The organism is Desulfocurvibacter africanus subsp. africanus DSM 2603, from assembly GCF_000422545.1.
Taxonomy (GTDB): domain Bacteria; phylum Desulfobacterota; class Desulfovibrionia; order Desulfovibrionales; family Desulfovibrionaceae; genus Desulfocurvibacter; species Desulfocurvibacter africanus.
This window is the reverse complement of the sequence record NZ_AULZ01000021.1, coordinates 39,145-65,137: the sequence shown is the minus strand read 5'-3', so window position 1 is coordinate 65,137 and position 25,993 is coordinate 39,145. Positions and strand designations below refer to the sequence as shown.

General features: G+C 62.4%; 24 protein-coding genes. 12 read left to right on the top strand and 12 right to left on the bottom strand.

Going from position 1 to position 25,993, the window contains the following annotated elements:
* Positions 1-11: 11 nt before the first annotated feature.
* Together H585_RS0114500 and H585_RS0114495 are read right to left on the bottom strand one after the other, a co-directional pair.
* On the bottom strand, positions 12-932 hold the full coding sequence (locus H585_RS0114500) for a dihydroorotate dehydrogenase (protein WP_027368331.1): 921 nt from the start codon (positions 930-932) through the stop codon (positions 12-14).
* Entirely contained in the window at positions 929-1,747 is an 819-nt protein-coding gene (locus tag H585_RS0114495) for an iron-sulfur cluster-binding protein (RefSeq protein WP_027368330.1), read from the bottom strand. The genes H585_RS0114500 and H585_RS0114495 overlap by 4 nt, the downstream gene beginning before the upstream one ends.
* A 63-nt stretch (positions 1,748-1,810) precedes the next feature.
* Between H585_RS0114495 and H585_RS0114490 the strand changes: the two genes are divergently transcribed.
* Positions 1,811-3,787 carry a peptidase U32 family protein gene (locus H585_RS0114490; protein ID WP_014258461.1) on the top strand — a complete coding sequence of 659 codons (1,977 nt, stop codon included), beginning with the start codon at positions 1,811-1,813 and terminating at the stop codon, positions 3,785-3,787.
* 79 nt (positions 3,788-3,866) lie between these two features.
* Here the strand turns inward: H585_RS0114490 and H585_RS0114485 are convergent, their stop codons facing one another.
* Positions 3,867-4,766, bottom strand: a complete 900-nt coding sequence (locus tag H585_RS0114485; protein ID WP_014258462.1) for a LysR family transcriptional regulator — start codon at positions 4,764-4,766, stop codon at positions 3,867-3,869.
* Positions 4,767-4,884: 118 nt separating this feature from the next.
* Between H585_RS0114485 and H585_RS0114480 the strand changes: the two genes are divergently transcribed.
* The gene (locus tag H585_RS0114480) at positions 4,885-5,364 is read left to right on the top strand and encodes a C-GCAxxG-C-C family protein (RefSeq protein ID WP_027368329.1); all 480 of its coding nucleotides are present in this window, start codon (positions 4,885-4,887) and stop codon (positions 5,362-5,364) included.
* Between the two features lie 122 nt (positions 5,365-5,486).
* The gene (locus H585_RS0114475) at positions 5,487-6,395 is read left to right on the top strand and encodes a DMT family transporter (protein WP_027368328.1); all 909 of its coding nucleotides are present in this window, start codon (positions 5,487-5,489) and stop codon (positions 6,393-6,395) included.
* 100 nt (positions 6,396-6,495) lie between these two features.
* On the opposite strand, the gene H585_RS0114470 is transcribed toward H585_RS0114475, so the two are convergent.
* Entirely contained in the window at positions 6,496-6,858 is a 363-nt protein-coding gene (locus H585_RS0114470) for a TraR/DksA family transcriptional regulator (protein WP_014258465.1), read from the bottom strand.
* A gap of 304 nt (positions 6,859-7,162) precedes the next feature.
* On the opposite strand from H585_RS0114470, the gene H585_RS0114465 reads away from it, so the two are divergent.
* The 7 genes from H585_RS0114465 (at position 7,163) to H585_RS0114435 (ending at position 14,621) form a co-directional block, all read left to right on the top strand.
* On the top strand, positions 7,163-8,728 hold the full coding sequence (locus H585_RS0114465) for an ArnT family glycosyltransferase (RefSeq protein ID WP_051183165.1): 1,566 nt from the start codon (positions 7,163-7,165) through the stop codon (positions 8,726-8,728).
* 9 nt (positions 8,729-8,737) lie between these two features.
* A complete protein-coding gene (locus tag H585_RS0114460) occupies positions 8,738-9,298 on the top strand; it encodes a YkgJ family cysteine cluster protein (protein WP_005988109.1) in 561 nt (186 codons plus the stop codon).
* On the top strand, positions 9,295-11,652 hold the full coding sequence (locus H585_RS0114455; RefSeq protein ID WP_027368326.1) for a penicillin-binding protein 1A: 2,358 nt from the start codon (positions 9,295-9,297) through the stop codon (positions 11,650-11,652). The genes H585_RS0114460 and H585_RS0114455 overlap by 4 nt, the downstream gene beginning before the upstream one ends.
* A gap of 11 nt (positions 11,653-11,663) precedes the next feature.
* The gene (locus H585_RS0114450; protein ID WP_027368325.1) at positions 11,664-12,032 is read left to right on the top strand and encodes a cupin domain-containing protein; all 369 of its coding nucleotides are present in this window, start codon (positions 11,664-11,666) and stop codon (positions 12,030-12,032) included.
* A gap of 151 nt (positions 12,033-12,183) precedes the next feature.
* A complete protein-coding gene (locus tag H585_RS0114445; protein ID WP_027368324.1) occupies positions 12,184-13,509 on the top strand; it encodes a ferredoxin reductase family protein in 1,326 nt (441 codons plus the stop codon).
* A 17-nt stretch (positions 13,510-13,526) separates the two neighbouring features.
* On the top strand, positions 13,527-13,886 hold the full coding sequence (locus tag H585_RS0114440; RefSeq protein ID WP_014258470.1) for a c-type cytochrome: 360 nt from the start codon (positions 13,527-13,529) through the stop codon (positions 13,884-13,886).
* A gap of 483 nt (positions 13,887-14,369) precedes the next feature.
* Entirely contained in the window at positions 14,370-14,621 is a 252-nt protein-coding gene (locus H585_RS0114435; RefSeq protein WP_014258472.1) for a hypothetical protein, read from the top strand.
* A 62-nt stretch (positions 14,622-14,683) separates the two neighbouring features.
* Here the strand turns inward: H585_RS0114435 and purE are convergent, their stop codons facing one another.
* From purE to purD, 3 genes are read right to left on the bottom strand one after another with little or no spacing between them, the layout of a single operon-like run.
* The gene (gene purE, locus H585_RS0114430) at positions 14,684-15,178 is read right to left on the bottom strand and encodes a 5-(carboxyamino)imidazole ribonucleotide mutase (RefSeq protein WP_014258473.1); all 495 of its coding nucleotides are present in this window, start codon (positions 15,176-15,178) and stop codon (positions 14,684-14,686) included.
* Positions 15,179-15,199: 21 nt separating this feature from the next.
* Positions 15,200-15,565: a cupin domain-containing protein gene (locus tag H585_RS0114425; RefSeq protein WP_027368323.1), complete on the bottom strand. Its 366-nt coding sequence runs from the start codon at positions 15,563-15,565 to the stop codon at positions 15,200-15,202.
* Positions 15,565-16,842 carry a phosphoribosylamine--glycine ligase gene (purD, locus tag H585_RS0114420; RefSeq protein WP_027368322.1) on the bottom strand — a complete coding sequence of 426 codons (1,278 nt, stop codon included), beginning with the start codon at positions 16,840-16,842 and terminating at the stop codon, positions 15,565-15,567. The genes H585_RS0114425 and purD overlap by 1 nt, the downstream gene beginning before the upstream one ends.
* A gap of 372 nt (positions 16,843-17,214) precedes the next feature.
* Here purD and H585_RS0114415 point away from each other — a divergent pair, with 372 nt between their 5' ends.
* Both H585_RS0114415 and H585_RS0114410 read left to right on the top strand, forming a co-directional pair.
* Positions 17,215-17,628 carry a PilZ domain-containing protein gene (locus tag H585_RS0114415; RefSeq protein WP_027368321.1) on the top strand — a complete coding sequence of 138 codons (414 nt, stop codon included), beginning with the start codon at positions 17,215-17,217 and terminating at the stop codon, positions 17,626-17,628.
* Between the two features lie 348 nt (positions 17,629-17,976).
* A complete protein-coding gene (locus H585_RS0114410) occupies positions 17,977-18,747 on the top strand; it encodes a tetratricopeptide repeat protein (protein ID WP_014258477.1) in 771 nt (256 codons plus the stop codon).
* Between the two features lie 193 nt (positions 18,748-18,940).
* Here the strand turns inward: H585_RS0114410 and kdsA are convergent, their stop codons facing one another.
* The 5 genes from kdsA to H585_RS0114385 form a co-directional block, all read right to left on the bottom strand.
* On the bottom strand, positions 18,941-19,732 hold the full coding sequence (kdsA, locus tag H585_RS0114405; RefSeq protein WP_237707658.1) for a 3-deoxy-8-phosphooctulonate synthase: 792 nt from the start codon (positions 19,730-19,732) through the stop codon (positions 18,941-18,943).
* Positions 19,733-20,107: 375 nt separating this feature from the next.
* Positions 20,108-22,036 carry a sigma-54-dependent Fis family transcriptional regulator gene (locus tag H585_RS0114400; protein ID WP_027368320.1) on the bottom strand — a complete coding sequence of 643 codons (1,929 nt, stop codon included), beginning with the start codon at positions 22,034-22,036 and terminating at the stop codon, positions 20,108-20,110.
* Positions 22,037-22,249: 213 nt separating this feature from the next.
* Positions 22,250-23,008 (bottom strand): sulfite exporter TauE/SafE family protein, encoded by a 759-nt coding sequence (locus tag H585_RS0114395; RefSeq protein ID WP_027368319.1) that lies wholly within the window; start codon positions 23,006-23,008, stop codon positions 22,250-22,252.
* Positions 23,009-23,075: 67 nt separating this feature from the next.
* Complete coding sequence (locus tag H585_RS0114390) at positions 23,076-24,581, bottom strand: SLC13 family permease (protein WP_051183164.1); 1,506 nt, start codon at positions 24,579-24,581, stop codon at positions 23,076-23,078.
* Between the two features lie 75 nt (positions 24,582-24,656).
* On the bottom strand, positions 24,657-25,805 hold the full coding sequence (locus H585_RS0114385; protein WP_244432559.1) for a sulfotransferase family protein: 1,149 nt from the start codon (positions 25,803-25,805) through the stop codon (positions 24,657-24,659).
* Positions 25,806-25,993: the final 188 nt, after the last annotated feature.

Sequence of the window (25,993 nt, the reverse complement as noted above, 5' to 3'; positions counted from 1 at the left end):
CTATTGGACAGTCAGGCTCTCAGGCTCCCTCGAAAATCGTCCAGTCCGCCGATGCCCAGCTTCTCCATGAGCGCGGGCAGTTCGGAAGCCATGCGGAACGCGGCATCCGGCCGCATGAAGTTGGCCGTGCCTACCTGCACGGCATGCGCTCCCACCAGGATGAAATCCAGGATGTCCTCGGCGCTGGCGATGCCGCCCACGCCGATCACCGGCACGGACACGGCCCGGCAGACCTGGTGCACGCAACGCAGCGCCACGGGCTTGATGGCCGGTCCGGACAGCCCGCCGTAGACGTTGGCCAGCCTGGGCTTGCGCGTGCGGATGTCCACGGCCATGCCCATTAGCGTGTTGATGCACGAGAGCATGTCAGCGCCGCCATCCACGGCGGCGCGCGCGGCATCGGCAATGTCCGTCACGTTGGGAGAAAGCTTCACGATCACCGGCTTGCTTCCGGCATTGCGCTTGACCTCCTCGGTCACGGCGCGTATCTGCCCCGGATTCTGACCGAAGGCCACCCCGCCCTCCTTCACGTTGGGGCAGGACACGTTGACCTCCAGGGCCGCCATGCCTTCCACGGACGCCAGCACCGCGGCCAGCTCGCCGAACTCGTGGGCGTCGCAGGCGTAGAGGTTGGCGATCACCGCCGTTTCGCGCCAGGGCAGGAAGGGCAGCTTGTCGCGCAGGAAGGCCTCCACGCCGATATTCTGGATGCCGATGGCGTTCAGCATGCCGCACGGAGTTTCGGCGATGCGCGGCATGGGGTTGCCCTGGCGGGGCTTGAGCGACAAGCCCTTGACCACGATGCCGCCAAGATCCGCGAGATTTCCGTAACGGGCGAACTCCAGGCCGTAGCCGAAGGTGCCCGAGGCAGTGAGCACCGGGTTCTTGAGCGTCAGGCCCGGCAGCCTGACTATAGTGTCCAGTGAGCTCATGGCTTGCCTCCCAGCGGTGCGGCGTCCTCGGACAGGAATACGTCCTCGGCCCAGAAGACCGGGCCGTGAGTGCAGGTCTGCACGAGCTGATCCTTGCCGTTGCGGGCCACGCAGCCCAGACAGGCCCCCACGCCGCAGGCCATGCGGTTCTCCAGCGAAAGCTGGGCCCTCGCCTTGAGGGTTAGGGCCAGCTTGCGTACCGTGCGCAGGAAGGGTTCCGGACCGCAGGCCAGCACGAGCCCGCCGTGGGCGTAGCCGCGCATGGTCTGGCCCAGATGGTCGATGAAACGGGCCAACTGTTCCGGATTCTGCTCGCGCACGGCCTCGGCCTTGCGCAGGCCACCGAAATCAGCCAACGGGTAGCTCTCGGCGGGCAGACGGTGGCCGAAAAGCAGGGTCACATTTTCCGGCTTGGGGTGCCGCCTGGCATAGCCCACGAAGGGCGCGATGCCGATGCCGCCGGCCAGCAGCAGGGTCGGCTTGTCCGGCTCCACGGCGAAGCTGTTGCCCAGCGGGCCCCACACGGTCACGACCTGGCCCGGCCGCAACTCGGACAACCTGCGTGTTCCGCGGCCGATGGCCTGCACCAGCAGCCGCAAGCCGTCCTCGCGCACATCGGCTATGGATAGGGGTCGGCCCCAGACGAGATCCAGGCCCCACTCCGGCGGCCGGATCATGACGAACTGACCGGGGCGGAAGTCCCAGCCCGGCGGCGACAATACGAGCTCGAAGAGCGGCGGAGCGCCCTCCCCGCCCCCAAGAGGCGTCATCCGGACGACCCGCAGGTCCTGGCAGTTGTTGCGGCTGGCAAGCATATCGGTCTATACCTTTTCCCTTACTGGTTGAACAACTTACGCCCTAAGGCGAGCGAGCATAAGATGAACAGGCGATTCCCGCAAATCCTGGCTCCGGCCGGCGACATGCAATCCTTCCTGGCCGCGCTCTCGGCCGGCGCCGACGCCGTGTACGTGGGCCTCAAGCACTTCTCGGCGCGCATGCAGGCCGCCAACTTCTCCTTGGACGAACTGGCTGTCATGAAGCGCATGGCCGAACGCCGGGACGTCCGGCTCTACGTGGCCATGAATACCCTGGTCAAGCCCGGCGACGCCGATGCCGCGGGCCGGCTCATCGACCGTCTGAACAAGACCGTGGCCCCGGACGCGATCATCCTTCAGGACTTGGGCATGGCCGCTCTGGCCCGCCAGGTCGGCTTCAGCGGCGAGCTGCACCTTTCCACCCTGGCCAACGTCTCGCAACCGGCCGCCCTGGTTTGGCTGCGCGAAAAGCTCGGCATGGACCGGGTCATCCTGCCCCGCGAGCTGTCCATCGACGAGATCAAAGCCTGCGCCGAAGCCTGCCCCCAGGACCTGAGCCTGGAGCTCTTCGTGCACGGAGCATTGTGCTACGCGGTTTCCGGACGCTGCTACTGGTCCAGTTACCTGGGCGGCAAGAGCGGCCTGCGCGGCCGTTGCGTTCAGCCCTGCCGGCGCAGATACCAGCGCAAGGGACAGCCGGGACGCCTGTTCTCCTGTCGCGACCTGCACCTGGATGTGCTGGTCAAGACGCTGCTGGATGTGCCCGAAGTGGCGGCCTGGAAGATCGAAGGCCGCAAGAAGGGCCCGCACTACGTTTTCTACGTCACCAGCGCCTACCGTCTGCTGCGTGATGAAGGCGCGACGCCGGATGCGCGCAAGCAGGCTCAGGACCTGCTGGAGCAAGCTCTGAGCCGCCCGGGCACGCACTATAATTTCCTTCCCCAGCGCAAGCAGGTGCCCGTGAACCTGCAGGACCAGACCGGCTCCGGCCAGTTGGTGGCGCGAGTTCCCAAGGGTGGAGAAGGCACCTTCGCCATCAAGCCGCGCGTGGATCTGCTGGCCGGCGACCTTTTGCGCGTGGGCTACGAGGACGAACCCTGGCACCAGATGGTCAAGGTGCCTCGGCGCATCCCGCGCAACGGCACCTTCGACGTGAAGCCCATGGGCAAGCGGCCGCCCAAGCCCGGCACGGACATCTTTCTGGTGGACCGCCGCGAGCCCGAGTTGGTGGCGCGCCTCAAGGAATTGGAAAAGGAGCTGTCGGAGATCAAGGCACCCGGCAAGTCCGCTTCGACATTCTCGCCCAGGCTGCCCGCACCGGTCACCAAGCGCGGAAGGCCCAGACTCTCGCAGGTCTACCGCCGCCTGCCCATGGGCAAGATCGAGGGCGAGGCCGCCGTGTGGCTGCGTCCCGGCATGTTGCGCGAGGTCAACCGCACGCTCGTTCCGCGCCTGTGGTGGTGGCTGCCGCCGGTCATCTGGCCCGACGAGGAAGCCGAGTGGATGAGGGCCGTGAACCAGGTGGTCACCAGCGGCGGCAAGCGGCTTGTGCTGAACGCGCCCTGGCAGATGGCCATGCTGGAGAGCCTGCGCAGGAAGTCCACGGAGATCTGGGCCGGGCCGTTCTGCAACCTGGCCAATCCCCTGGCCCTGCAGGAGTTGAAGCGTCTCGGTTTCTCGGGCGCCATCGTCAGTCCGGAGCTGGCCCGCGAGGATATGCTGGAGCTGGGTCGGCAAAGCCCTCTGCCCCTGGGCATGGTCATGGAGGGCCTGTGGCCCCTGTGCGTGTCGCGCACCCTGGCCGAGGATGTGAAGCCCAACGAACCCCTGACCAGCCCCATGGGCGAGATCGCCTGGGTCCGCCGCCATGGCCAGAACGTGTGGGTCTATCCCGGCTGGCCAGTGGACCTGTCGGCCCATAGACAGGAATTGGAGGCCGTCGGCTACGAGCTGTTCGTGCGCCTCAACGAGCCCCTGCCCGCGAACGTGCGCTCCGAGCGGTCGGCCAGCAGCTTCAACTGGGAGCTGACACTCTACTAGCCATGCACATGGAGAGGAGCGAGCCGCCAAGAAGGCTTGCTTCTCTCCATATCTATAATGCACTCCTTGCGATCCCATTTCACAAAAGCCCAATTCGCGTCGCCTCTTGCCTGGCCATGTCCATGAAAGCCCTGAGCACGGCACAATGCCACTTGTCCCTGTGCGTGATCATGAGCACGGCCACTTCCAGGCGGGCCTCGGGGCAATCCACCACGACCATGCGGCCGGCCTGCATCTCCTCGCGAGCCATGGGCCAAGGCAACATCGTATACCCGGCTCCCTCAGCCACCAGGCGCTTGAGCAGCTCCATGCCGGCGACTTCGGTGAGGGACGCAGGCGTTAGGCCCTCGCCAGCCAGCAGCCGCTCGAAGGATTTGCGGTAGCTGCAGTCGGAAGTGCCGAGCAGCAGTGGCTGCGCAGCCAACATGGCTAGGGGAATGCGGCCTGTGTCGGTCAATGTGTGACCTGGCGCGGCAACGGGGACGATCTCCATGCAGCCCAGCCGCTCCACCTGAAGCACCGCTGCATCCACCGATTCCGCCAGCAGGAAAGCCAGGTCGTAGACTCCCTCGAAGAGATCCCTGGGCAGGGATTCCGCGGAGCAAGCGTGCAGGGCCAGGCGGATATCCGGAAAGGATTGTCGGAACCGGCCAAGCAGACCGGGCAGAAGCATGAGCCCCAGACTCTCGGGCACGCGCACGTTCAGCGTGCCTTGGCGTACGCCCTGGGCCGTGACTCGCTCGCGGGCCTCGTCAGCCAGGGCCAGCAGCCTGTCGCAGTAGACCAGCAATTCCCGGCCGGCATCGGTCAGGAAGAGCTTCTTGCCTCGTCGGTCGAAGAGCCGGTTGTCCAGGTCACGCTCCAGGGCCTGGATCTGGACCGAGATGGACGATTGGGCATAGTTCAACACCTTGGAAGCCTTGTTGAAGCTCATGAGCGTGGCCACTGTGCGGAAGGTGCGTAAATGTCGAAGCTCCATCCATGCTCCTGTGATCGATGTGTGCGATATGCCTTATGGGATAAAATCGTTTTACTCGATCGTACCGGCTCTATTATCGTCCCCCTGACTCAAAGTGAAGTATCCACAAGGAGGAGATATGAACAGGATTGATGTCGCGGTCAGAGCCGGCGAGTTGTTCGAGTCCAACGGGTTACTGTGCGCCGAGAGCGTGTTGCAGGCCCTGTGCGAGCGAAACTGCGCACAGGCGGCCTGGTCCGGCTTCGCTCCGCGCATGGCCAGCGGATTCTGCAGCGGCGTGGCGCGCACGGGCGGCATGTGCGGTGCTCTCTCGGGCGCGATCATGGCCCTTGGCCTGCTGCACGGGCGCGACTCTGGCCAGGCGTCCCTGGAGGCGGTCTACGCCATGGTCCAGGAGCTGGTGAACGAATTTCAGGAGCGCTTCGGCGCATTGACCTGCGTGGAGCTGACCAGCGTGGATTTCCGCACGGCGGAGGGCCAGCAGGCTTTCCGCGAGCGCAACCTCAAGCTCGGGCTGTGCATCCCCATGGCCCGCGCCTCGGCCGAAATGGCCCAGCGGGTCCTGGACGACTTCGGAGCAGACCCGGCCTCGGAGTAAACCGGAACGGACGCATGGTCCGATTTCCGACCGGAGCAGATGCAGGAAAGCAGTCTCTTGGCAGTCCTGGGTAAAGGGCGTAGAGGCTGCTTCTTCACGCACGACAGCCAAGGGGTTTCCCCGTGCCCGCCATTTACGTCAAGCTTGTCGCCTCCATGGCCATATGGGGAGGCACCTGGGTTTCAGGCCGCATCGTGGCCGGGGCCATGGAGCCGTTTTCGGCCGCCTTCCTGCGCTTTCTCGTGGCCTCCATCTTCCTGGTCTTCATGACCATGCGCGAGGAAAAACGCCTGCCCATCTTGCGGCGCGAGCACCTGCTGCACGCCCTGCTGCTGGGCCTCACGGGCGTGTTCGCCTACAACGCCTTCTTCTTTTCCGGGCTGCGCAGCGTGCCGGCCGGCAAGGCCGCGCTCATCATCGCCAGCACCCCGGCGGTCATGGCCATCTTCTCGGGCCTGTTCCTGAAGGAGCGGCTTGGCCGCTGGCATGCCGTGGGCATCCCGCTGTCCTTGAGCGGCGTGTTGCTCATCATTTCGCGCGGCGATCCGCTGGCGCTCCTGGAGGGCGGCCTGGGCCACGGCGAGCTCTACATCTTCGGCTGCGTGGCGGCCTGGAGCGCGTACTCGCTGCTGGGCAAGCGAGCCATGGTCATCATGTCTCCGCTCACGGCCGTGACATGGTCCTGCATATTCGGCTGCTTCCTGCTGCTGCCCGCCGCCCTGGCCGAGGGTATTGCCGGAACGGTCCGGTCCATCGGCCTCGTGGTCTGGGGCAATCTGCTCTTTCTGGGCGTCATGGCCACGGGCCTGAGCTTCGCCTGGTACTACGAGGGCATCAAGGCCATCGGCGCAAGCAGGGCCGGCGTGTTCATCAATCTCGTGCCTGTGGCGGCCATCGGTCTTGGGGTGCTCGTGCTGGGAGAGAGCGTGACCTGGACCTTGGCCGCGGGCGGAGCCATGGTCATTTGCGGAGTCTGGCTGACCAACCGGCGGCCGCAGCCGGCCAGGGCGCCCGCCGACAACGCAGTCTGAACGCCGGGTTGACGAAGTCCTGAACGAACATGTCCGGAAGGCCGCGCCCTCCGGACATGTGTTTAATGCGTTTGTTGCGCCGCGTCGTCACGCGATGGCGTCATCTGGCGTGAGCGTACTGCTCCTGTTCCAGGGCCTCCTTGCAGTGTACGCACAGCGTGGTGGTGGGGAAAGCTTTCAGCCTGGCAGGCGCGATAGGCTCGCCGCATTCCTCGCAAATACCGTAGTTGCCATCCTCCAACTGCCGAAGTGCCCGGCGGATATCCCTGGCGCGCTGGCGGTCCCGCTCGCGCAGAGCCAAGAGAATCTTCCTGTCCGTTTCCTGGGAAGCCACATCGACAGTATCGGCAAAGGCCTGGAAGCCGTCGGCGAGCATCTCCATGCTGCCCTCGTGGGCCTCTTCGATCTCCTGCAGGGCGATTGTGAGGCGGTGCCTGATTTCTTCCGTACCACGAGTATTCATATCTGCGCCTCCTTCTGCGGTTGAACGATGTTCCTGCCCTATATCCCCCATGTTGTCGCCGTATGAAGCTCAGATGCCGATCACGTTACCGATCTGACCGGCTGGATATCCGAGCCGCAGGGCGCCTCCTCAACGCGGCGTCCGGCCATCGCGTCGAGGGTTGGGACCTTTTGCGATATGCTAGATATGGATTCGCGGCAAGAGGCCGGCTCATTTTCTTCTGTCCATCGCACAAACAGGCATCAATCTGGACAAGGCGCAAATCGATGGGTAGAACGCATATGCTCGGAGAAGGAGGCTGCTCTTGAGCGAAGGGAATGTGCTGGGACGCCGGCCGGGGTTCTGGGCCGGCACGATCATTTTGGGAACCGGTCTGGCCCGGCTGGCCTTCCTCTTCTGCGGGCAACTTGACCTGGTCATGGACGAGGCGCAATATTGGGACTGGACCCGCCGGCTGCAGCTCTCCTACTATTCCAAGCCGCCGCTAATAGCCTACATCATCGCTTTTTGGACCGGCTTTCTCGGAAACACGGAGAGCGGCGTGCGCGCCGGGGCCTTCATGGGCGCCGCGGCAACTCAAGCGCTCCTGTACCTGGGCGTCGCCAAGCTCTTCGGCAGGCCTCGGGTGGCCCTGTGGGTGTTGGTCATCGCCTCGACCACACCGCTATTCCTGGCCTCCGGCCTGCTCATGACCACGGACAACCCTCTGCTGGTCTGCTGGCTGGGCGCGCTGCTGTGCCTGCTCGCGGCCAGTCAGGGACAGGGTGGCGTTTGGCCGTGGCTGGGGCTGGCCGTCTGCATGGCCCTGGGGTTGCTGGCCAAGTACATGATGCTGGCCTTTATCGGCGTGGCCCTGCTCCATGGGCTTATCCTGCAAAGGGCCGGGCTCTTGCCCAAGGGATTCTGGCCCAGGCTGGCGGCTGCGCTGACCGCCGGCACGGTCGTAGGTCTTGCGCCGGTCTTTGCCTGGAACATCGAGAACGGCTTCGCGGCCTTCAAGCACGTTGGCAACCTGGCCGGCGTGAGCGGCAATCGCGCCGAGGCGTTTCTTCGGCCGAGAAAGCTGCCGGAATACGTGGGCAGCCAGATCGGCCTGCTGAGCCCGTGGTGGCTTGCGGCCACCCTGGCCGGCTCGTGGGCGGCCCTGCGCCAGGTCTGGGGCAAGCGCCACCCGCCGTTGGGTTTGAGCCAGACCCAGGCCGCTTTGCTCGTGGCCGGCTTCTGGCCCATGTTCGCTTTTTTTCTCGCCTGGAGCCTGCACACCAAAATCGAGGGCAACTGGCCCGCCATGTGCTATGTAAGCGGCTTGATCTCGGCGGGGTTCTTCTGGCACTGGTTCTGGAGGGAAGGGAGAGGCGCGCTGCACCGGGCCAGAAAAGTCTGGCTCGCGCTCGCAGGGCTTGTCTTCATGCTCCTGCATTTGCAGGGCACCATCCCCCTGCCCCACGACTACGACCCGGCCCTGCGGCTCAAGGGCTGGAGCGACTTGGGGAATAAGCTCGCGGAACTGCGGCAAGCGAGCTTCGTGGACCCGACCAGGGTTTTCTTCTTCTCGAGCGCTTACGACACCACGGCTGCGCTGGCCTTCTACGCCCCGGGCCAGCCTTTCACCTACTGCGTCAACCTGGGGCGGCGCATGAACCAGTATGACCTCTGGCCTGGACCGCACGACAAGCTCGGCTGGGATGCCGTATTCGTCGAGCGCAAGCCGAATCGACCTGTGCCCGACCTGTTGCTGGGCATGTTTGACAGCGTCGAGCCGGTGTATTACCGCACGCGACACAAGGGCCGGCCAGCCCAGGAGTTCACGTTCCTCGTGTGTCGCGGCTTCAACGGCCACTGGCCTCAAGGCCCCACGGGGGATTATTAGGATTCATGCATGTCTTGTGAATACGTTTGCGCTCGATGCGCATCCATGGGCCCTACCTGCTGCCAGCTTGCGCCGGGGCAGGAGGAATTTTGCTTTCCGCTTTCGGACATCGAGATGGACCGCATCCGCGATTTCGTCGTCAACAAAGGCTGGTTCGCGCAGGAAGCTAATTCCTCCGCCTTCGTGAGCCATGTGGCCACACTTTTTCCCGGCGAGCAGAAACTCGTGGAGGAGCTGTTCCATCCCCGCAAATTCCACTTTCGCCTGGCCGTGGATTCGTCCGGTAAGTGCATTTTTTTGTCCGACACCGGCTGCAGGCTTCCCACCGAGGCCCGGCCGTACTACTGCCGTCTCTTTCCCTTCTGGGTGAGTGGTGGAGATATCATGGTCCTGGGAGCCGATTGCCTAGCCCGGCGCGAAGCCCGCGGAATGGCCATGCTCCTGCGAAAATTCACATCGACCCCAGCCAAGGCGCGCGAATTGCACGCCAGGCTGCGCCTAGCCTGGGGACTTCCCCCGGAGCGTGGCATGCCACGGCCAATCGTCAGCTTTGCGAGAAGTAACAGATGAAAAAGATCCTGATCGTCACCCTCGTTATCATGGCCTTCGGCATCACGGCCCTGGCCGCCGGAGCCGTGGGACTCTATGTGTGGGCCTCCAAGGACCTGCCCGGCTTCAAGCGCATCGCCGACTATAATCCACCGCTGGTGACCACGGTCTATTCGCGCAACGGTAAGGTGCTCGGCTATTTCTACAAGGAAAAACGCTTCCTGGTCACCTTGGCCGAAATGCCCAAGTACCTGCCCGAAGCATTCCTCGCCGCCGAGGATTCCGGTTTCTACCAGCACGATGGCGTGGACACCATGGCCATTGCCAGGGCATTCCTCGCAAACATGCGGGCCGGAGGCATCCGCCAGGGCGGCTCGACCATCACCCAGCAGATCATCAAGCAACTCCTGCTTTCGCCCGAGCGCAGCTACTCGCGCAAGATCAAGGAAGCCATCCTGGCTTATCGCCTGGAGCGCTACCTGACCAAAGAAGAGATCCTGACCATTTATCTCAACCAGATATACCTCGGCGCGGGCGCCTACGGAGTTGAAGCCGCGGCCAGAGCCTATTTCGGCAAGCACGTAAATGAGTTGAGCCTGGCCGAGGCTGCCGTGCTGGCCGGGCTGCCCCAGGCCCCTTCCAACTACAATCCTTATCAGCACCCCGAGTCGGCCATTAACCGCCAGCGTTACGTGCTGAACCGCATGCTCGAGTCCGGCTGGATCAACCGCGAGCAGTACGAACGCTCCCTGGTCGAGCCTCTGGAATTCAAGAGCATGCCCGACCCGTCCTGGAAGCTTGGGGCCTATTACCTGGAGGAAGTGCGGCGTTGGCTCGTGGAGCGCTATGGCGAGCAGGCAGTCTACGAAGGCGGCCTGCACGTGCGCGCGGCCCTGGACATGACACACCAGGAAGCCGCCGAGAACGCCATGCGCAAGGGGCTTGAAGAGTCGGCCCGCCGCCGAGGCTGGGAAGGTTCCCTTATGCGCCTGCGGCCCGAGGAGCACGCCATGTTCCTTGCCGACGAGGCTCTGCCCTCCGAGGCGCTTGAGCCCGGATCCTGGCTCAAGGTTCTCGTGACCCAAGTTTCGCCTCAGGGCGCCTTGGTGCGTTTTGGTGATTTGACGGGTGAAATTCCTTTGGCTCAGATGAGCTGGGCACGCGAGCCCGACGCGCAGAAATCCCCCGAAGAGGTTCCGCCCGTCACCGATGCAACCACAGTGCTTCGGTCAGGCGATGTGGTCTGGGCCGAGGTGCTCAAGAAGCCCGCTCAGCCGAATGAAGCTCGCTGGAGCTTGGCCCTGCGGCGCGAGCCGAGCGTGGAAGGCGCCCTGGTGTCCATACGCCCCGACTCGGGCGAGGTGCTGGCGCTGGTGGGCGGCTATTCATTCCAACGCAGCCAGTTCAACCGCGCCACCCAGGCCCTTCGTCAGCCCGGCTCGGCCTTCAAACCCATCGTCTACTCCGCGGCCCTGGACAACGGCTACACACCGGCCAGTGTCCTTCTCGATGCGCCCGTGGTCTACACCGACGAAGTCACGTCGCAGATATGGAAGCCCGACAACTTCGAGGGCGTGTTCTACGGACCCACGCTCCTGCGCACGGCCCTGGTCAAATCGCGCAACTTGGTGACCATCCGCATCGCCCAAAAAATCGGCATCAAGACCATCATCGAACGGGCCAAGGCCATGGGGCTCGTGTCCAACTTCCCCCAGGACTTGTCCGTGGCCCTGGGCTCGGCGGTTGTCACGCCTCTCAACCTTTGCCAGGCCTACACCGCCTTTGCCCGTGGCGGCTCCTACATAAATCCGCGCCTGGTGCTCGACGTGGTCAGCGCCTGGGGCGAAAGCCTGTATGCCTCGCAACCCGAGCCCGTCGAGGCCATCAGCCCGCAGACCGCCTATATCGTGACCAGCATGCTCAAGGATGTCGTCCAAAGCGGCACGGGCTGGAGGGCCAAGGCCTTGAAGCGGCCGGTGGCGGGCAAGACCGGCACGTCCAATGACGAGCGTGACGCTTGGTTCCTCGGCTTTACGCCCTATCTGGTCACGGGCGTGTTCGTGGGCTTCGACTCAAACGAGCCCATGGGCAAGTACGAGACCGGCGCACGAGCCGCTTCGCCCATATGGGTCGACTACCGTGCGGCAGTGGAGGAGCAGTTCCCATTCCAGGACTTTCCCCGCCCGGCTGGCGTGACAATGGTAAGCATCGATCCCCAGAGCGGCCTGCTCGCAGGGCCGAACTCCACGGAAAGCCTCTTCCTGCCCTTCCTGGAAGGCTCCGCTCCCACGGAGATGGCCACCGGCTCGGACTCGCCCGCGACAATGGGCGTGACGCCGGCTGAAGGCGAGGACCTGTTCAAGCAGGTTTACTGAGGCGGGACCGAATGAAGACAATGCGCACACGTCGTGATCAAGTGGAGCCGTACCGCACCAAGGACGGCTCCACGGTGCGCGAACTCATGCACCCCTCGGTGCATGCCGGAGTTCGCAACCAGAGCCTGGCCGAAGCAGTGATACAGCCAGGCGCCAAGACCTTGGTCCACCGCCACGCCAAGAGCGAGGAACTCTATCATGTGCTGTCCGGCCAGGGCGTCGTGCTCCTGGCCGGGGAGCGCTTTGCCGTGAATCCCGGCGACACGGTGCTCATTCCCCCCGGAACTCCACATGGCCTCGATAACCCCGGCCCCGACAACCTGATCATCCTTTGCTGCTGCGCGCCGGCCTACAGCCACGAGGATACCGAGCCGGCTTGATTGCCATGGCCATACATCCCTTCTTGCATCACATCCGTATTGACATACGCCGCCAAGTTCCTGCTATTATGACGGTATAATGACCGGTTGGGCTTTGGCGAATCCGCCATGGCGACCGACACCCTTCAGCAGACAAAGGCGCGCAGACCGCATGAAACGTGGCTTACTGCTCCTGCTCCTTTATATCGTCGTGCTCGGCTCGCCGCTTGCCCTTTCCGCGACTCTGGCCCACGAGGCATCATCCTCATTCCTATATGAACTGGGCCGAGGCTTGGCCTTGTCCGGCGCGACGCTGCTCCTGCTGCAAGTCGTGCTGGCGGCTAGACTCAAATGGGTGGAACGACCCTACGGCCTGGACATGCTTCTGCGCTTCCATCGCAACATGGCCGTGCTCGGCTTGGCCATGCTCATTCCGCACCCCATTTTTTTGGTTCTGGGCGGAGCAGGCTGGAGCCTTTTATGGAGCCTGGACACGCCCTGGTATATCACGGTCGGACGGCTGGCCCTACTCGTGCTGGCCATCAATGTCACGGTAAGCCTCCTGCGCCGCAGGATGAAGATTCGCTTCGAGCGCTGGCGGCTCGCCCATGACATGCTGGGACCAACGCTGCTGGTGCTGGTCCTGCTGCATAGCAGCAATGCCGGTCAGGACCTCAAGGTGAACGTCATGCGCACGGCGTGGTTCGCCGCTTTCGGGATCATCTTCGCGCTGTTCGCCTACCATCGGATCGTGCGGCCTATTCTTTTGGGACGCCAGTCCTATCGCGTTGTCGAGGTCAGGCCCAAGGCGGAAGGCGTCTGGACCATCCGTTTGGCCCCGCCCAAGGGCCACAAGCGCTTCGGCTACCTGCCCGGCCAATTCCAATTCCTGACCCTGCACCGCCACGGCCGAGGATTGCCAGAGGAGGAACACCACTTCACCATCTCCTCCAGCCCCACTGAAACCGGCTATATCTCCTCGACCGTCAAGGCCGTGGGCGATTTCACGGCCACCATCGGCAAGACCCGTCCCGGAGACACCGCCACGGTGCACGCGGCCTTCGGCAGGTTCTCCTACCTGTTCCATCCCGAGGACAAGGACATGGTCTTCATAGCCGGCGGCATCGGCATAACCCCACTGCGCAGCATGCTGCGCCACATGCACGACACGGCGGCGGATCGGCGCGTGCTGCTCCTCTACGCCAACCGCCGGGAGCAGGACATCGTCTTCCGCAAGGAGCTGGACGAGATGGCGGCCGAGAGCAGCGGACGGCTCACGGTGGTGCACGTGTTGAGCAAGCCGGGGCCTGAGTGGCCTGGGGAAAGCGGCCATATCGACAAGGAGTTCATCGCCCGCCAGTGTGGCCAGGATTGCCTGCGCAAGGCTTTTTACCTGTGCGGCCCGCCTGGGCTGGTGCGCTCTTTACTGCAGAACCTGCGCAAACTCGGCGTGCCCGAGCGAAGGATTCGACTCGAATACTTTTCATTTCTGGATTGACAGCCGGGAGGCTGCCTATGCGAACCACGGCGCTCCGTAACGCGTCCTTGATCACTGCCGGACTCATGGCGATCATGGTCCTGACCTTCGCCTGGCACCGTAGCGAAGCCGACACGTCCGAGGACATCTCCAGCCTGGGAGCCGAGATCTTCAACAGCCGTTGCGCCGGTTGCCATCCACGCGATTCAGTGCAGGGCGGCTTCGGCCCAGGACTCAAGAATCTCGCCGCGCGAGGCACCCTGCCCGTAAGCGACAGGCCCGTGAACGAGGCCAACCTGCTGCGCCAGCTCAACGAGCCCGTGGGCGTCATGCCCTCGTTCAAGGATATGGATGCGAAGAGCAAGTCAGCGGTGGTTGACTACTTGTTGAAGCTATAGCGTTGTTTACAGGCCAGGAAGGCGTAATCAGCTTGCCGTATGCCATTGCCTCGGACGAAATAAGACTCACACGAGGAGGCCCGTCACAGGGCACCGCGTACGCTTTTGGAGAAGGTCACCCCTGATGATGCCAATGGGCTTTGGTCCAAGGCGTGGCGTATTGCTCGGCTCGCCAGAAAACCGCCAGAGCATTTTGCTTTTGAAAATGCTCTGCAAGCCATGCGTCGGCATGGCTTGCAGCTAGCTTCGGCGTAGGCGCAATTCACTTGCGCCGTCAACGCCGGAGCGAGCGTCTTAAAAGCAATCTGCTATAGATACGGAAACCTTAGCCATGTCAGGATTTCTTTGACAGTCGAGGGATTCTGTCCGACAATCTTGTCGGCGAAATTCGGATCAAGCGTCCGAACATCCCCGACAGACCGACTTTACATCTCAGAGGGGATGATTACTTGGGAATCAGTCCTCAACCCAAAGTGGAGCATGATGCCTAAGCGATTCGCGAACGACCTGTTGTACGCGGAGTGCAGCCGGTGCGGACAGCCCGTGCTGCTGGAGCCCGACCAGACCGCCGATATCATTCTCTGGTCCGGGTTAAACCCCTTGCAACTCGACCTGAGCTGCATGATCCTTTCCGACGGTTGCCCTTTGTGCGACCCCGAAGAGGAGTACTTCCCGACCCATATCGTGCGCCTCAAGCTTGAGGCAGCGCACGCCACGGGCCACCCCCTGAGATAGGAGGCGGCCCGCCTTTTTTGCACCTTCGCAGGCAAACGGGCCAGCCTGAACCTGTCTGTAGCCTATTCCTTACTTGCCAGCTTCTCCGCGGCCTTGGCCACATCAATGCGGAATTCCCCGCGCGCCTTCCTGATGGCCGAGGCGATTTCATCGTCCGACAGCGCCAGAATCTGCGCCGCCAGCCAGGCCGCGTTGCGAGCGCCGGCCTTGTCCAGGGCCACGGTGGCCACCGGGAAGCCCGGAGGCATCATGACCGTGGACAACAACGCGTCCATGCCGCCCAGGGCCGAGGCCGTGACCGGGATGCCTATCACAGGACGGATGGTGCGCGCGGCCACGGCGCCGGCCAGGTGCGCGGCCATGCCCGCTGCACAGATGTACACCTGACAGCCCTGGCTCTCCAGATCGTCCACAAGCTCGGCCGTGCGGTCAGGCGTGCGGTGCGCAGAGGTCACGGTGTACACGCACTCGATACCCAATTTGTCCAGCACATCCTTGCAGGGTCGTACAGTCTCCTCGTCCGAGATGCTGCCCATGAAGATCGCGACTTTCGCCATGCCTGACTCCTTCCGGATTTCTTAAATCCTGTCCAGACTATCCTTTGTGCGCTCGTTGCGCACGTCGCCCGTATTCAACGTAGCCGCCGGCTCGAAGAGGAGCACCTTGACCTCCCGGGGAGCCACGGGCTGGTGGGCAACGCCATGCGGCACGATACAGAACTCTCCGGGACCAATATGCAGATCGCCCTCGTCCAGACGCATGATCAACTCGCCTTCGACGACCATGAACAGCTCGTCCTCGACCTCATGCGTGTGGCGCACGAACTCGCCTTGCAAACGGGCCAGCTTGACCAATTGGCCGTTGAGCTCACCGACTACGCGCGGATTCCAGTGATCGTGGAACTGGCCGAACTTCTCGGCCAGGTTGACCTTACTGACGGTCATTACACTCCCCTTCCGAGGCCCTTGGCCCCGATGTCCCGGCGGAAGTATGATTTTGGGAACTGAATGCGCTCAATGGCCTGATAGGCCAACTTCTGGGCAGCGGCCAAATTCGGAGCCAGGGCCGTGACTCCCAGCACACGGCCTCCCGACGAAATGACCAGCCCGTCCTCGCGCCGGGTACCGGCCTGGAAAACCTTAACTCCGGGCAGCTCCTCGGAATTGCGGATGCCCTCGATACGCATGCCCTTTTCGTATTTCTCCGGATAGCCCTGGGCAGCCATGACCACGCACAAGGCCGTGTCGTCCTTCCAGCGCACCATGGCCGGATCGAGCCTGCCCTGAGCGCAGGCCAGCATGACCTCGGTCAAGTCGCAGTCCAGGCGCATAAGCAGCGGCTGGCACTCTGGGTCGCCGAAGCGCACGTTGTACTCCAGGACCATGGGGCCGGCCTCGGTCATCATGATCCCGGCATACAGCACGCCCCTGAAGGGATGGCCGGCGGCTTTCATGTGCCGGATGATCGGCAGTATGACCAGCTCGGCCGTTTCCTCCCACTTGGAGCGCGGCAGCACCGGAGCCGGGCTGTAGGCGCCCATGCCGCCCGTGTTGGGGCCCGTGTCGCCATCGCCGATGGCCTTGTGGTCCTGGCTGGACGGCATGAGCGCCACACGCTCGCCGTCGCAGAAGGCCAGGAAAGAAGCTTCCTCGCCCTCCAGCAGGTCTTCCACGAGCACCTTGCTGCCCGCGCCGCCAAACCTGTTGGCCACGAGCATCTCTTCCAATGCCTGCTCCGCGCACTCCACCGTGTGGCACACGGCCACGCCCTTGCCCGCGGCCAGGCCGTCGGCCTTGACCACCACCGGACCGCCGCGATCACGCACGAACTCGCGCGCGGCCTTGACGTCCTGGAACATGGCGAAACCGGCCGTCGGCACGCCCGCCTCGCGCATGACCGTCTTGGCGAAGAGCTTGCTGCCCTCCAGCTTGGCCGCGTAAGCATCCGGACCGAAACAGGGGATGCCAGCCTCGGTCATGGCGTCGGTCACGCCCAGCACAAGCGGCAGCTCGGGCCCGGGCACCACGAGATCCACGCTGTTTTTCCTGGCGAAGGCCACCAGGCCGCGAATATCGTCGTCCTTGATGTCCACGTTCTCGCCGGCCTCGGCCGTGCCGCCGTTGCCCGGAGCGATAAACAACCGTTCCACCCGCGGATTTTGGGAAAGCTTCCAGGCCATGGCATGCTCGCGGCCGCCAGATCCGATCACCAGTATACGCATCTTGTCCACCGCCTCCTCGACTATGGCATGGCCATGCTGCGTGGCCGCCGCTGTATGGAAATGGGAATGAATCCGCCGTTAGCCGTTTGCAATAGCCAAAGCGGCAAACAATGGCAAACGGCTGATTTAAGACTCGATAACCCTGCTGAGGGTTGACCCTAATCCACTTTGACGAGCCGCCCCTTGGGCTTTCGGCCGCCGCAAATTGGCCGGCTTCGACTCATCGCCATGAATCGCAAGGCAGCCCGGCTGCTGAAGTTGAACCCGTATTCCATCAGCCGCATGAGCCAGCCGAAGGAATGATTTTGCCACAATCATTGACGGTTCCTCGTTCCTCTCTGCATCCTGGCTAGTACACCCTCAGGAGGGTCTATGCAGTGGCGGGAACGCAGGAAATGGCAGCGCTTTGACGTCCTCCAGGAAGGCGTGAGCGCCTGTTCGCTGCTGGACAAACATGGTGGCGCAACGCATATGCTCATCCATGATATCGGCATGGGCGGCGTCCGCCTCAGTCAATCCGAGGATGAAGGCGTTCCCAAGATTGTGACCGGCGCGATCTTCACCTTGTCAGGAAGCCGCATGCCCCGTTTCGGACACCACCTGGACGGCCGCAGGGTGCGTATGGTCTGGGTCGATCGCCGAGCATGCGGCTTACGCTTCGATATACCGCTGTTCGGCCGCCCCTCGGGATTTCAGCGGCTTCTGAGCGCCTTGACGATCCCGAGTCAATCCGCACCGCAAAGCTCCTTCCTGACTCGCTTGGCCACGCGCCTGGGATGGCACTGATCTCAAACGGCCACTGCATGTCAGGATGCATCCTGCGGAAGCTCAACCTCAAGACCCTTAGCCAGCGCTAGCCTGCAACCGCCATACTCACCGGCAGGCGTACCCGGTTCATGTAAACAGCCAGGGTCTGTAATCCATGATTCCTGTCCGACACGCACGGCAGCCGGTAGAAACGATGGATCAGCCTATTATCTCCCGCAAACCGAGCGGGCTTGCAAGTCATCAAAAGTGCATGCATTATCCTGGCTCTCTTTGTGCATATCCTGTGGATTCGTACAGATAACCGCTGACAGGCCGCAAAATTCCCATGGCAAGATCGTCTTTGGGAAAGCGTTGCGAGGGTGTGGTATGCGCGTGTTCCAGTCTTTGATTATTCTGGCTGTGCTATGCGTTGCCGTTCACGGCTTCTGTGCCGACCAGCCGGAGCAGAGTGTTCTGTCGGACGACGAGGCCGCCACGTTGCTCGCCACGGCTCGCACCCGGCTGGAACGTATAGGCGTCGTGCATATCCCGTCAGGCCCTCCCGCATCGGAAGTCGGAAACTCTGAACCACCCGGGGAGGAATTCCTGGGAAGCCTGCCGAACAACGAGGAGCGCTATGAGCTCCTTGACGAGGTTGAGGCAGACTTGCGCCTAGTGGTCGCTAGCCTGCCAAGCGCAGATGCATACCACCTGCTCGGCATCACACGGCTGCTGCAGCTCGATCCCGATCGGGCCGCCTCGGCCTTTCGCATTGCCATGGATCTGGGGGGGCCGAGCCAGGAACGCTACAACTATCTCGTTACAGCCCTTATCGAGGCCGGCCGCTTGGACGACGCACTCAGAACCGCCGAGGAATACATCCGCGCCTATCCAGCCGACGAACTCCAAGGGCTGTCCATGCTCTCCAACATCTCGCTTTACGCCATGGACGCCGAAGCCATGGAGCGGGTCGCCAACCGCATGCTCGTGATCGATCCCGACAACCTCGATGCCCTGATCACCCTGGCCAGCGCCGATGCAGTACGCGGCAACTGGGAGGAAGCCGAGCGCAAGTTCGAGGCCATCGCCGCCAGCCACCCGGAGGTCGAGGAGGATCTCGAACTGCTCAAGGATCAGCTCTTCGTGCTCCAGCCTTGACGCAGCCGAAAAGCTGCCCTGCGGATTGCGTCTACTGCCTACGCAAGCACCTGCACCCCACCAAGTATTAGAGCATTTTGCTTTTGAAAATGCTCTGCAAGCCATGCGTCGGCATGGCTTGCCGCCGCGTAGGCGTAGGCGCAATTCACTTGCGCCGTCAACGCCGGAGCGGGCGTCTTAAAAGCAATCTACTCTAAAGTCCCTTGGCCAGGGCGTCCATTTCCTTGAGCAGCCGAAGCAGCTTTGGCAACTCCGAGAAAGGAATCATGTTCGGCCCGTCGCACGGAGCTTTGTCCGGGTCCGGGTGCACCTCCATGAACAAGGCTGCCACGCCGGCAGCCACTCCGGCCCGCGCAAGCGTGGGCACGAAGTGCCTCTGGCCGCCACTGCTAGAACCCAGGCCTCCCGGCAACTGCACCGAATGGGTCACGTCGAAGACGACGGGCTGGCCGGTCTCGGCCATGATTGCAAACGAACGCATGTCCACGACGAGGTTGCCATAGCCGAAGCTCGCTCCCCGCTCGCAAAGCGCGATCTGCTCATTGCCCTCTTCCAAGGCCTTGGAAAGCACGTTTTTCATGTCCCAGGGCGCCAGGAACTGACCTTTCTTGATGTTCACGGGTTTTCCGGTGGCAGCCACGGCGCGGATGAGATCGGTCTGGCGGCAAAGAAAGGCCGGAGTCTGCAGCATGTCGACTACCGCAGCCACGGGCGCGGCCTGCTCGGGGCTATGCACGTCCGTGATCACGGGCACGCCGGCCTTCTCACGCACCTCGGCAAGAATATCCAGGCCTTCGTCCATGCCCACGCCGCGAAAAGAGCCTGAAGAGGTCCTGTTGGCCTTGTCGAAGGAGGATTTGTAAATGAAATCCACACCGGCGGCCTCGAAAATTTCCCGGAGCTCAAGGGCCGTACGCAGGGCGAAATCCCGACCTTCCATGGCGCAGGGACCGGCGATGAATACCAGGGGGAGAGAATTCGACATCAACACCGATTTGCCAGGCGCCGATATGATAATCTGCTTATTCTGCATGCTGATCACCCGAAATTAAGGTTCGCTAAATTTCTGACTTGGCAAAGAAACGTCAAGCTTTCCGGCGCTATCACCAGCCATCCGTCCGCTTCCGACATGAGTTAGAGCGTGGTCTGCTTGGTTCTTCACATTACTGCCGAGCACAGTTCGTACGCCAAGGGCGACGTGTAGTCGAGAGGTTGGCCTGCACGCGAAAAGCTCCATCCTTGTCTGGATGGAGCTTTTCAAAAACAGGATGCCAGCAGGCTATCCCTCCGCTTCAGGCCTTCCGCAACTCCCCGATGATCCGCTTGAGTTCAAGCGACATGTGGCTCGGAGCAGCCGTGGTTAATCCCCCCGCAGCTTGCGCCACAAGGTGTTGACGCTCACGCCCAGTTGCCTGGCGGCCTCGGCCTTGTTGTCGCCGGTTTGCCGAAGGATCTCGGCGATGATATCCTGCTCGTGCTCGCGCATGCGTTCCTTGAGCGACACTCCGTAATCCACGACCAGCCGGGTTGGCTTCCCGGCGCATGCCGGCATGGCCTCCAGGGCCAACTCTTCCATGATCTCCAGCAACAGAGCCTGACCATCGCCATCAGCCATTCCGGCCAGGGCGGCATAGCGTTGCGCCAACGAGTCCAACTCACGCACGTTGCCCGGCCAGGAATGGGTGGCCATGCGGGACAGGACAGCCGCTGAGAGCGGCAGGGGCAAGAGGGTCTCGGGGATGTGGTAGCGTGCGAGCAGGGACTCTAAAAGGGCTGGTATATCCTTGATTCGCTCGCGCAGAGGTACGCTGTGCAACTTGAGCGTAGCAATGCGGAAATAGAGATCCGCCCTGAATTGGCCACCCCTGGCTTCCTGGGCCAGGTCCTTGTAGGTCGAGGCGACGATGCGCACATCGACGGGAATGATCCTGTCGCCGCCCACGCGCATGATCTCCTTCTCCTCGATTGCGCGCAGCAGGCGCACCTGAAGGCTCGGCGCGATGTCGGCCAACTCGTCCAGGAACAATGTCCCGCCCGCGGCCAGTTCGAACAACCCCTGCTTGCCGCCCCGCTTGGCGCCGGTGAACGCGCCCTCCTCATAGCCGAAGAGCTCGCTCTCCAGCAGGGACTCGGGCAGCGCGGAGCAGTTCACGGCCACGAAAGGTTTGTCTCTTCTGGGGCTTGCCGCATGGATGCCCTGTGCCAGGATCTCTTTGCCCGTACCTGTCTCGCCCTGGATGAGGATGGCCGCATCCGTGGCCGCATATTGGGTGGCCTTGTCACGCAGCTTAACCAGGGCCTCGCAGGAACCCTTGAGATCGCCCATGCGGTAGCGCGCCACGAACCCCTTGGAATATAAGCGTTCCTTTAGCTTGCGATCCAGATCCTGGATGCGCGAGGCCCGTGTGAAGGTAGCCACCACGGCCCGCGTGTCCTCGGAAACACTGAACGGCATGGCGCTGATGACCAGGTCCACGCCGCCCACGCGCCGGAACTGGTCCACCTCGGCCTCGCCGCTCTCTAGAACCCTGTGCAGACCGGCTGTGCGTAAAGCCTCCGGTATGGGCCCGTGCAGAACCTTCTCGGCGTCCAGGCGCAGCATCTCAGCAGCTACGGGGTTCATGAGATCGATCTTCCCGTTGGAGTCGATCCCCACGACGCCTTCCTTGACCGAGTGCAGAATGACCCGCAGCCGTTCGGCCTCTTGCTGATTGCGTCGCTGGGACGCGGCGATGACACGCGCCTCATCCAAGGCCTGCTGGATGACACGATCTCCGGGCACGACCACAAAACCCTTTCCGCCCACGGAATCGGCGATCGTCTTGCAGATGCCGCCGCCCACGATACAAGAATAACCGTCCTCCACGGCGCGTGTGATGCATGCCACCAGTTCGGGTGTGGAGCGGAACTCCAATTTACGCACATCCACGTCCAAGATTTCGGCCATAATCTCAACGCCCGAAACCGATCCGCCGAAGCTCGTCAACCCGATCTTCCGGGAGCGTTCCCTGGCAAGCAGGAGCGCTCGAATCACATCGATATCCCTGCGCGCGATCGTCACCACGGGCAGTCTGAGCTGCTCGCGCAGGAGCCGCCCAGTGGCCCCACCGCCAAACACAACTTCCACACCGTCGGCCAGGCACTTTCTAGCCACTGGCAGAGCCTCTTCCATACTGGACAGCCGAATCTCGATATGCTCCAGCTCCGGGTCCTCGAAGGCCTTTACCGTGCGGGCGATTTGTTCTGAGCTGGAGACAAAAGCGAATTTGAAGGGCTTGAAGCCGGGCATATGGGAATTCCTCCTGCCCGGGGAAGGAATTGCCCGGACGCCCTGGCAATAATCACCCTTCTTGAGGCTGGCAAGCATATGAAGCGCCAGAGAAAGCAAGAAAGGAGCGCCCCTCTCTCCACGGGGGTGTTTCCACCCTTGCGGAATCGGATGAGGGGGCCGGCGGCAGAGTCATGATTCTCGACTAAGCGCCGCCGGTCCAGCAATGTTTGCTCAAGCTAGCGCTATCAGCGACTTTAAAAGAATAAATCCTCCGACGACGATGCACACCACGGCCACGATGGTCCGCAAGCGTTTGGCGCCGGAACAGTGCGCGATGTACGCGCCGATGGCTACGCCGACGAGCTCCACGGCCGTGACCCACATGCCCGTCGTGAAATCGATACCGCCGAACTTGAGGTTGCCGATAGTTCCGGAAACCGCTGCCACGATCTGGATGACTTGGCTCGTGGCGATGGCGGTCAGGGGGGCGAAGCCGAGTATGACCATCATGGGCACGGACAGCACAGGACCACCCACGCCAGTCAGGCCCGAGCCGAAACCCACGGCGGCGCCGATTGTGAACAGCGCCAGGCGCTTTCCTCTCGTGCCGCCCTCGGCGGCCATAAGGCCTTTGCCAGTGTACGGCCGGTACGTGTAAATGCCGGCGAAGATGATGATGCAGGCCAGGGCGATGTTCAGATAGACGGCATTCATATGCGAATTAACCATGGCCCCCAGGTAGCCGAAGAACACCGCGCCCAGGCAGACCGGGATGGTGATGCCCCAGTCGATACTGCCCTTGCGCTGATAGAGCCATGTGCCGACCACGCCGGTGAAGATGAAGCTGAACAGTGCAGTGGCCATGGACATATGCGTGGTCAGGCCCGAGAAAACGGCCAGGGCCGGGATGAGCAGGATGCCGCCCACGCCGACACAGCCGATGAGCGTGCCTACGATAAGTGATACGAGAGCCAGAAGAAGGATCGACATGCTGAGTCTCTCTTTATTCCGGGCGGGCACATAGCGCCCGCCCGGGGTTAGGGTTGAGGGAGTGAGGTTAGAGGCCGGGAGGCAGTAGATAGAAATCGGACTTGAGCAGCGCGATGGTCACGATGAAGTAGAGAGTGGACACGACAACCGAGATTACCCCGCCGATCATGCCATAGACGAACATGCGCTTGAGGTTGGCGCCGAAGCCGGCCACGATGCCCTGGGCGCCGGTGGACGATGCTACGGCGTAGCTCCAACTGATGGCCGCGCCCACGGACCAGATGAAGGGCACCGCACCGTATTCCATGCCGCCCCAGTTCTTGAAGGCTTCAATGACAATGGGGATCATGACGCCTGCCGCGGCCGTGTCCGAGGTGACCTGGGACAGGGCGTTGCCGCCGAGGCTGAAGGCCACGATGGCCGAGATGTCGCCGCCCGAGGCGAACACGCCGCCGAGCCACTGGCCCACTACCGCGCTGGCGCCGGTCTGGTTGAGAATGCGGCCCAAGGCCACGGAGGCCGGCCAGATGAACAATATGGCCAGGGGGAAGTGCTTCTTCAGGGCGTCGATGGACACGATGTTTTCGCCCGACTTGCGGCGTGAGGGCATGAAGAAGAGCACCAAGGCCAGGATGAAGAACATGCGCCCGGGTTGCAACCAGGCGAAGAACGGTCCCTTGACCATGTCGACATAGGCGGGCCGCAACAGGGCCAGGAGCACGATGAGCAGGAAGCCGTAACAAGAAACTTTTTCCTCATAGCTGAAGGGACCCATGGCCTCCAGCTCCTTGCGATAAAACTCTCGGCCGCCCTTGAAGGTCTGGACCTCGGGCTTCATTAACAGCCACATGAAGGCGCACATGGCCGCGATGACGACAAGCGAAACCGGGATCATACGCAGGGACCAATCGAGGAAATAGATCTCGTGGCCCACATACTTCTGGAGCATGCCCAGGGTAACCACGGCCTGGCCGCCCCCCAGCGGCGTGGCCATGCCGCCCACGGACGCGCCCCAGGCCACGGCGATGAGCACGTTGGAGGCCGCGTTGCTGTTCCAGCGCTGCTCGAAGGTCTCATAGCCGGCGTAGATGAGTGCGGCCACGGCCACGGGAGCGAAAATGGCCGCCACGGGCGTGTTGCCCATGACGAAGCTGATGAGGCCCGTGAGCAGGAACCAGCCGATCATCTGCTTACGCGTGTCGTTGCCGAAGCGCAGCAGGAAGTGCAGGGCCATGCGCTTGGCGAAGCCCCAGCGAGCCCAGGCCACGGTCACGATACTCGTGCCGAGGATCAGGAAAAATTCCTTGTGCGCATAGGATTCCAGGACCTTTACTAGAGGCATGTACTCGTGGAAGGCCACTACGAAGAGCGGCACCAAGCAGGTGACCTTGATGTCCACCGCCACGGTGACCCACCAATAGACCATCCAGAACAGAATGCCGAAGCCCATGCGGGCGTTCAGCGGACCGAAGAATGGAATGAACTGCACGGCCAGAAAAATGGCCGGGCCGAGCAGGATGTGCAGCCAGTTCCGGCCGTTGCCGGGCTGGCTTTGTACCTCGTTCTCCCTCATGACACGCTCTCCCCTGCAGAGTAGGTGATGCGAAGGGAGGCTGGCGGGACGTCCGCCAGCCTCAGGAGTGATGGCCTACAGAGCCAGCTTGCCGTTGTAGTCGCGCTTGATGCTGAAATGGGTCTTCCACTTGCGCCAGGCTCGCTGACCCATAATGAGCTCCTCCTCGGGCGTGCCCAGGGGATAGACTCCGGCCGGCACATCGGCGTCGGTCCACAGGCCCTTCTTCTTGCGCTCCTCACGTTGGTCCATGAGCCAGTCGTTGTAGCTCTCGTAGACGATATGGCCTTCGGGGCCGTCCAGAGTAGCGGCGCGGATGCGGCCGTCCCACTCTTCGTACTTCTCGATCTTCGCGGGCAGAGGCATCTCGGGCTTCACATCAAGTTCGTAGCCGGCCTCCTCCAGTTCCTTGCCGGCCACGGCGGCGAAGATTCGCTGGTCGCGCAGACTGAGCAGATCCTTGTAGATGCCGATGTACTTGTCGCTCACCGGGCTGCCCAGAGGCTTGTGGTCCTCGGTATTGCCGCGGGCCTTGCCGATGTCGGAGCTGTGGAAATGCATCATCTGCGGGCTGTATTCTTCGCCCAGGAAGTCGCAGGTGGCGCGCAGCACCTTCTCGGGCTCGCGAACGAGCTCCTCGTAGCTGATGTCGAACCACTGGTCGGCCCTAAGCTTCTCGCGCCAGGGCTTGACCGCGTTCATGCACATCTTCCAGACCTTGGCCGCGCTGTAGATGTTCGTGGGGCCGAATGAAGACTCCAAGTAGTCCGCCGAGGCGTCGCGTCCATCGCGGGTGATGTAGACGAACTGAGCGTTGGGGAAATCCTGAAGAATAGATCCGACGAAGAATAGGTTATAAGGCGTCTTTTCGCCCCAGCGCGGCTTGTTGCCCGTCTCCCTGGCATAGCGTTCGAACATGGCGGCATAGAGACCGGCGAAGCTCTGCTCGCGTGCGCTGGCCACGATTTCGTCCACGATGGTTCTGGGATTAACCTTCATGCCCCAGTACGGGGTTTTCAGGCCATGCACCATCTCAGAGGCCAAGGTATGGAAATTGTCCTTCTTGGACAGATCGCCATAGGTGTGCAGGTATGGACGAAAGCGAGAGTAGTACCAGACGACCTCAGGCACTGCAATTCTGGGATGGCAGCCAAGCATTGCCATGATCAATGTAGTGCCGGACCTTTCAGGGCCGAGCATAATGATCGGCCGCTCCTTAAGCATTATAGCCACAAAAACCTCCTGGTGTTTTTCCCTCCTTTGAGCAAGGCGCATGCCACGCCAACTACAACATTTAATATACAGAAATGATTACATGTTTTCACTGAAGACCATACGAGGTCCACCGCATGACTATCAATAGTGATACGGTCATAGTATCGATTTCGATTCTTTTCTCCCGTACAGACAAA

Coding starts and splice junctions, on each gene's coding strand:
- H585_RS0114500 (WP_027368331.1), bottom strand. CDS start 932: ATGAGCTCACTGGACACTATAGTCAGGCTGCCGGGCCTGACGCTCAAG.
- H585_RS0114495 (WP_027368330.1), bottom strand. CDS start 1,747: ATGCTTGCCAGCCGCAACAACTGCCAGGACCTGCGGGTCGTCCGGATG.
- H585_RS0114490 (WP_014258461.1), top strand. CDS start 1,811: ATGAACAGGCGATTCCCGCAAATCCTGGCTCCGGCCGGCGACATGCAA.
- H585_RS0114485 (WP_014258462.1), bottom strand. CDS start 4,766: ATGGAGCTTCGACATTTACGCACCTTCCGCACAGTGGCCACGCTCATG.
- H585_RS0114480 (WP_027368329.1), top strand. CDS start 4,885: ATGAACAGGATTGATGTCGCGGTCAGAGCCGGCGAGTTGTTCGAGTCC.
- H585_RS0114470 (WP_014258465.1), bottom strand. CDS start 6,858: ATGAATACTCGTGGTACGGAAGAAATCAGGCACCGCCTCACAATCGCC.
- H585_RS0114460 (WP_005988109.1), top strand. CDS start 8,738: ATGTCTTGTGAATACGTTTGCGCTCGATGCGCATCCATGGGCCCTACC.
- H585_RS0114455 (WP_027368326.1), top strand. CDS start 9,295: ATGAAAAAGATCCTGATCGTCACCCTCGTTATCATGGCCTTCGGCATC.
- H585_RS0114450 (WP_027368325.1), top strand. CDS start 11,664: ATGAAGACAATGCGCACACGTCGTGATCAAGTGGAGCCGTACCGCACC.
- H585_RS0114445 (WP_027368324.1), top strand. CDS start 12,184: ATGAAACGTGGCTTACTGCTCCTGCTCCTTTATATCGTCGTGCTCGGC.
- H585_RS0114440 (WP_014258470.1), top strand. CDS start 13,527: ATGCGAACCACGGCGCTCCGTAACGCGTCCTTGATCACTGCCGGACTC.
- H585_RS0114435 (WP_014258472.1), top strand. CDS start 14,370: ATGCCTAAGCGATTCGCGAACGACCTGTTGTACGCGGAGTGCAGCCGG.
- purE (WP_014258473.1), bottom strand. CDS start 15,178: ATGGCGAAAGTCGCGATCTTCATGGGCAGCATCTCGGACGAGGAGACT.
- H585_RS0114425 (WP_027368323.1), bottom strand. CDS start 15,565: ATGACCGTCAGTAAGGTCAACCTGGCCGAGAAGTTCGGCCAGTTCCAC.
- purD (WP_027368322.1), bottom strand. CDS start 16,842: ATGCGTATACTGGTGATCGGATCTGGCGGCCGCGAGCATGCCATGGCC.
- H585_RS0114415 (WP_027368321.1), top strand. CDS start 17,215: ATGCAGTGGCGGGAACGCAGGAAATGGCAGCGCTTTGACGTCCTCCAG.
- H585_RS0114410 (WP_014258477.1), top strand. CDS start 17,977: ATGCGCGTGTTCCAGTCTTTGATTATTCTGGCTGTGCTATGCGTTGCC.
- kdsA (WP_237707658.1), bottom strand. CDS start 19,732: ATGTCGAATTCTCTCCCCCTGGTATTCATCGCCGGTCCCTGCGCCATG.
- H585_RS0114400 (WP_027368320.1), bottom strand. CDS start 22,036: ATGCCCGGCTTCAAGCCCTTCAAATTCGCTTTTGTCTCCAGCTCAGAA.
- H585_RS0114395 (WP_027368319.1), bottom strand. CDS start 23,008: ATGTCGATCCTTCTTCTGGCTCTCGTATCACTTATCGTAGGCACGCTC.
- H585_RS0114390 (WP_051183164.1), bottom strand. CDS start 24,581: ATGAGGGAGAACGAGGTACAAAGCCAGCCCGGCAACGGCCGGAACTGG.
- H585_RS0114385 (WP_244432559.1), bottom strand. CDS start 25,805: ATGCTTAAGGAGCGGCCGATCATTATGCTCGGCCCTGAAAGGTCCGGC.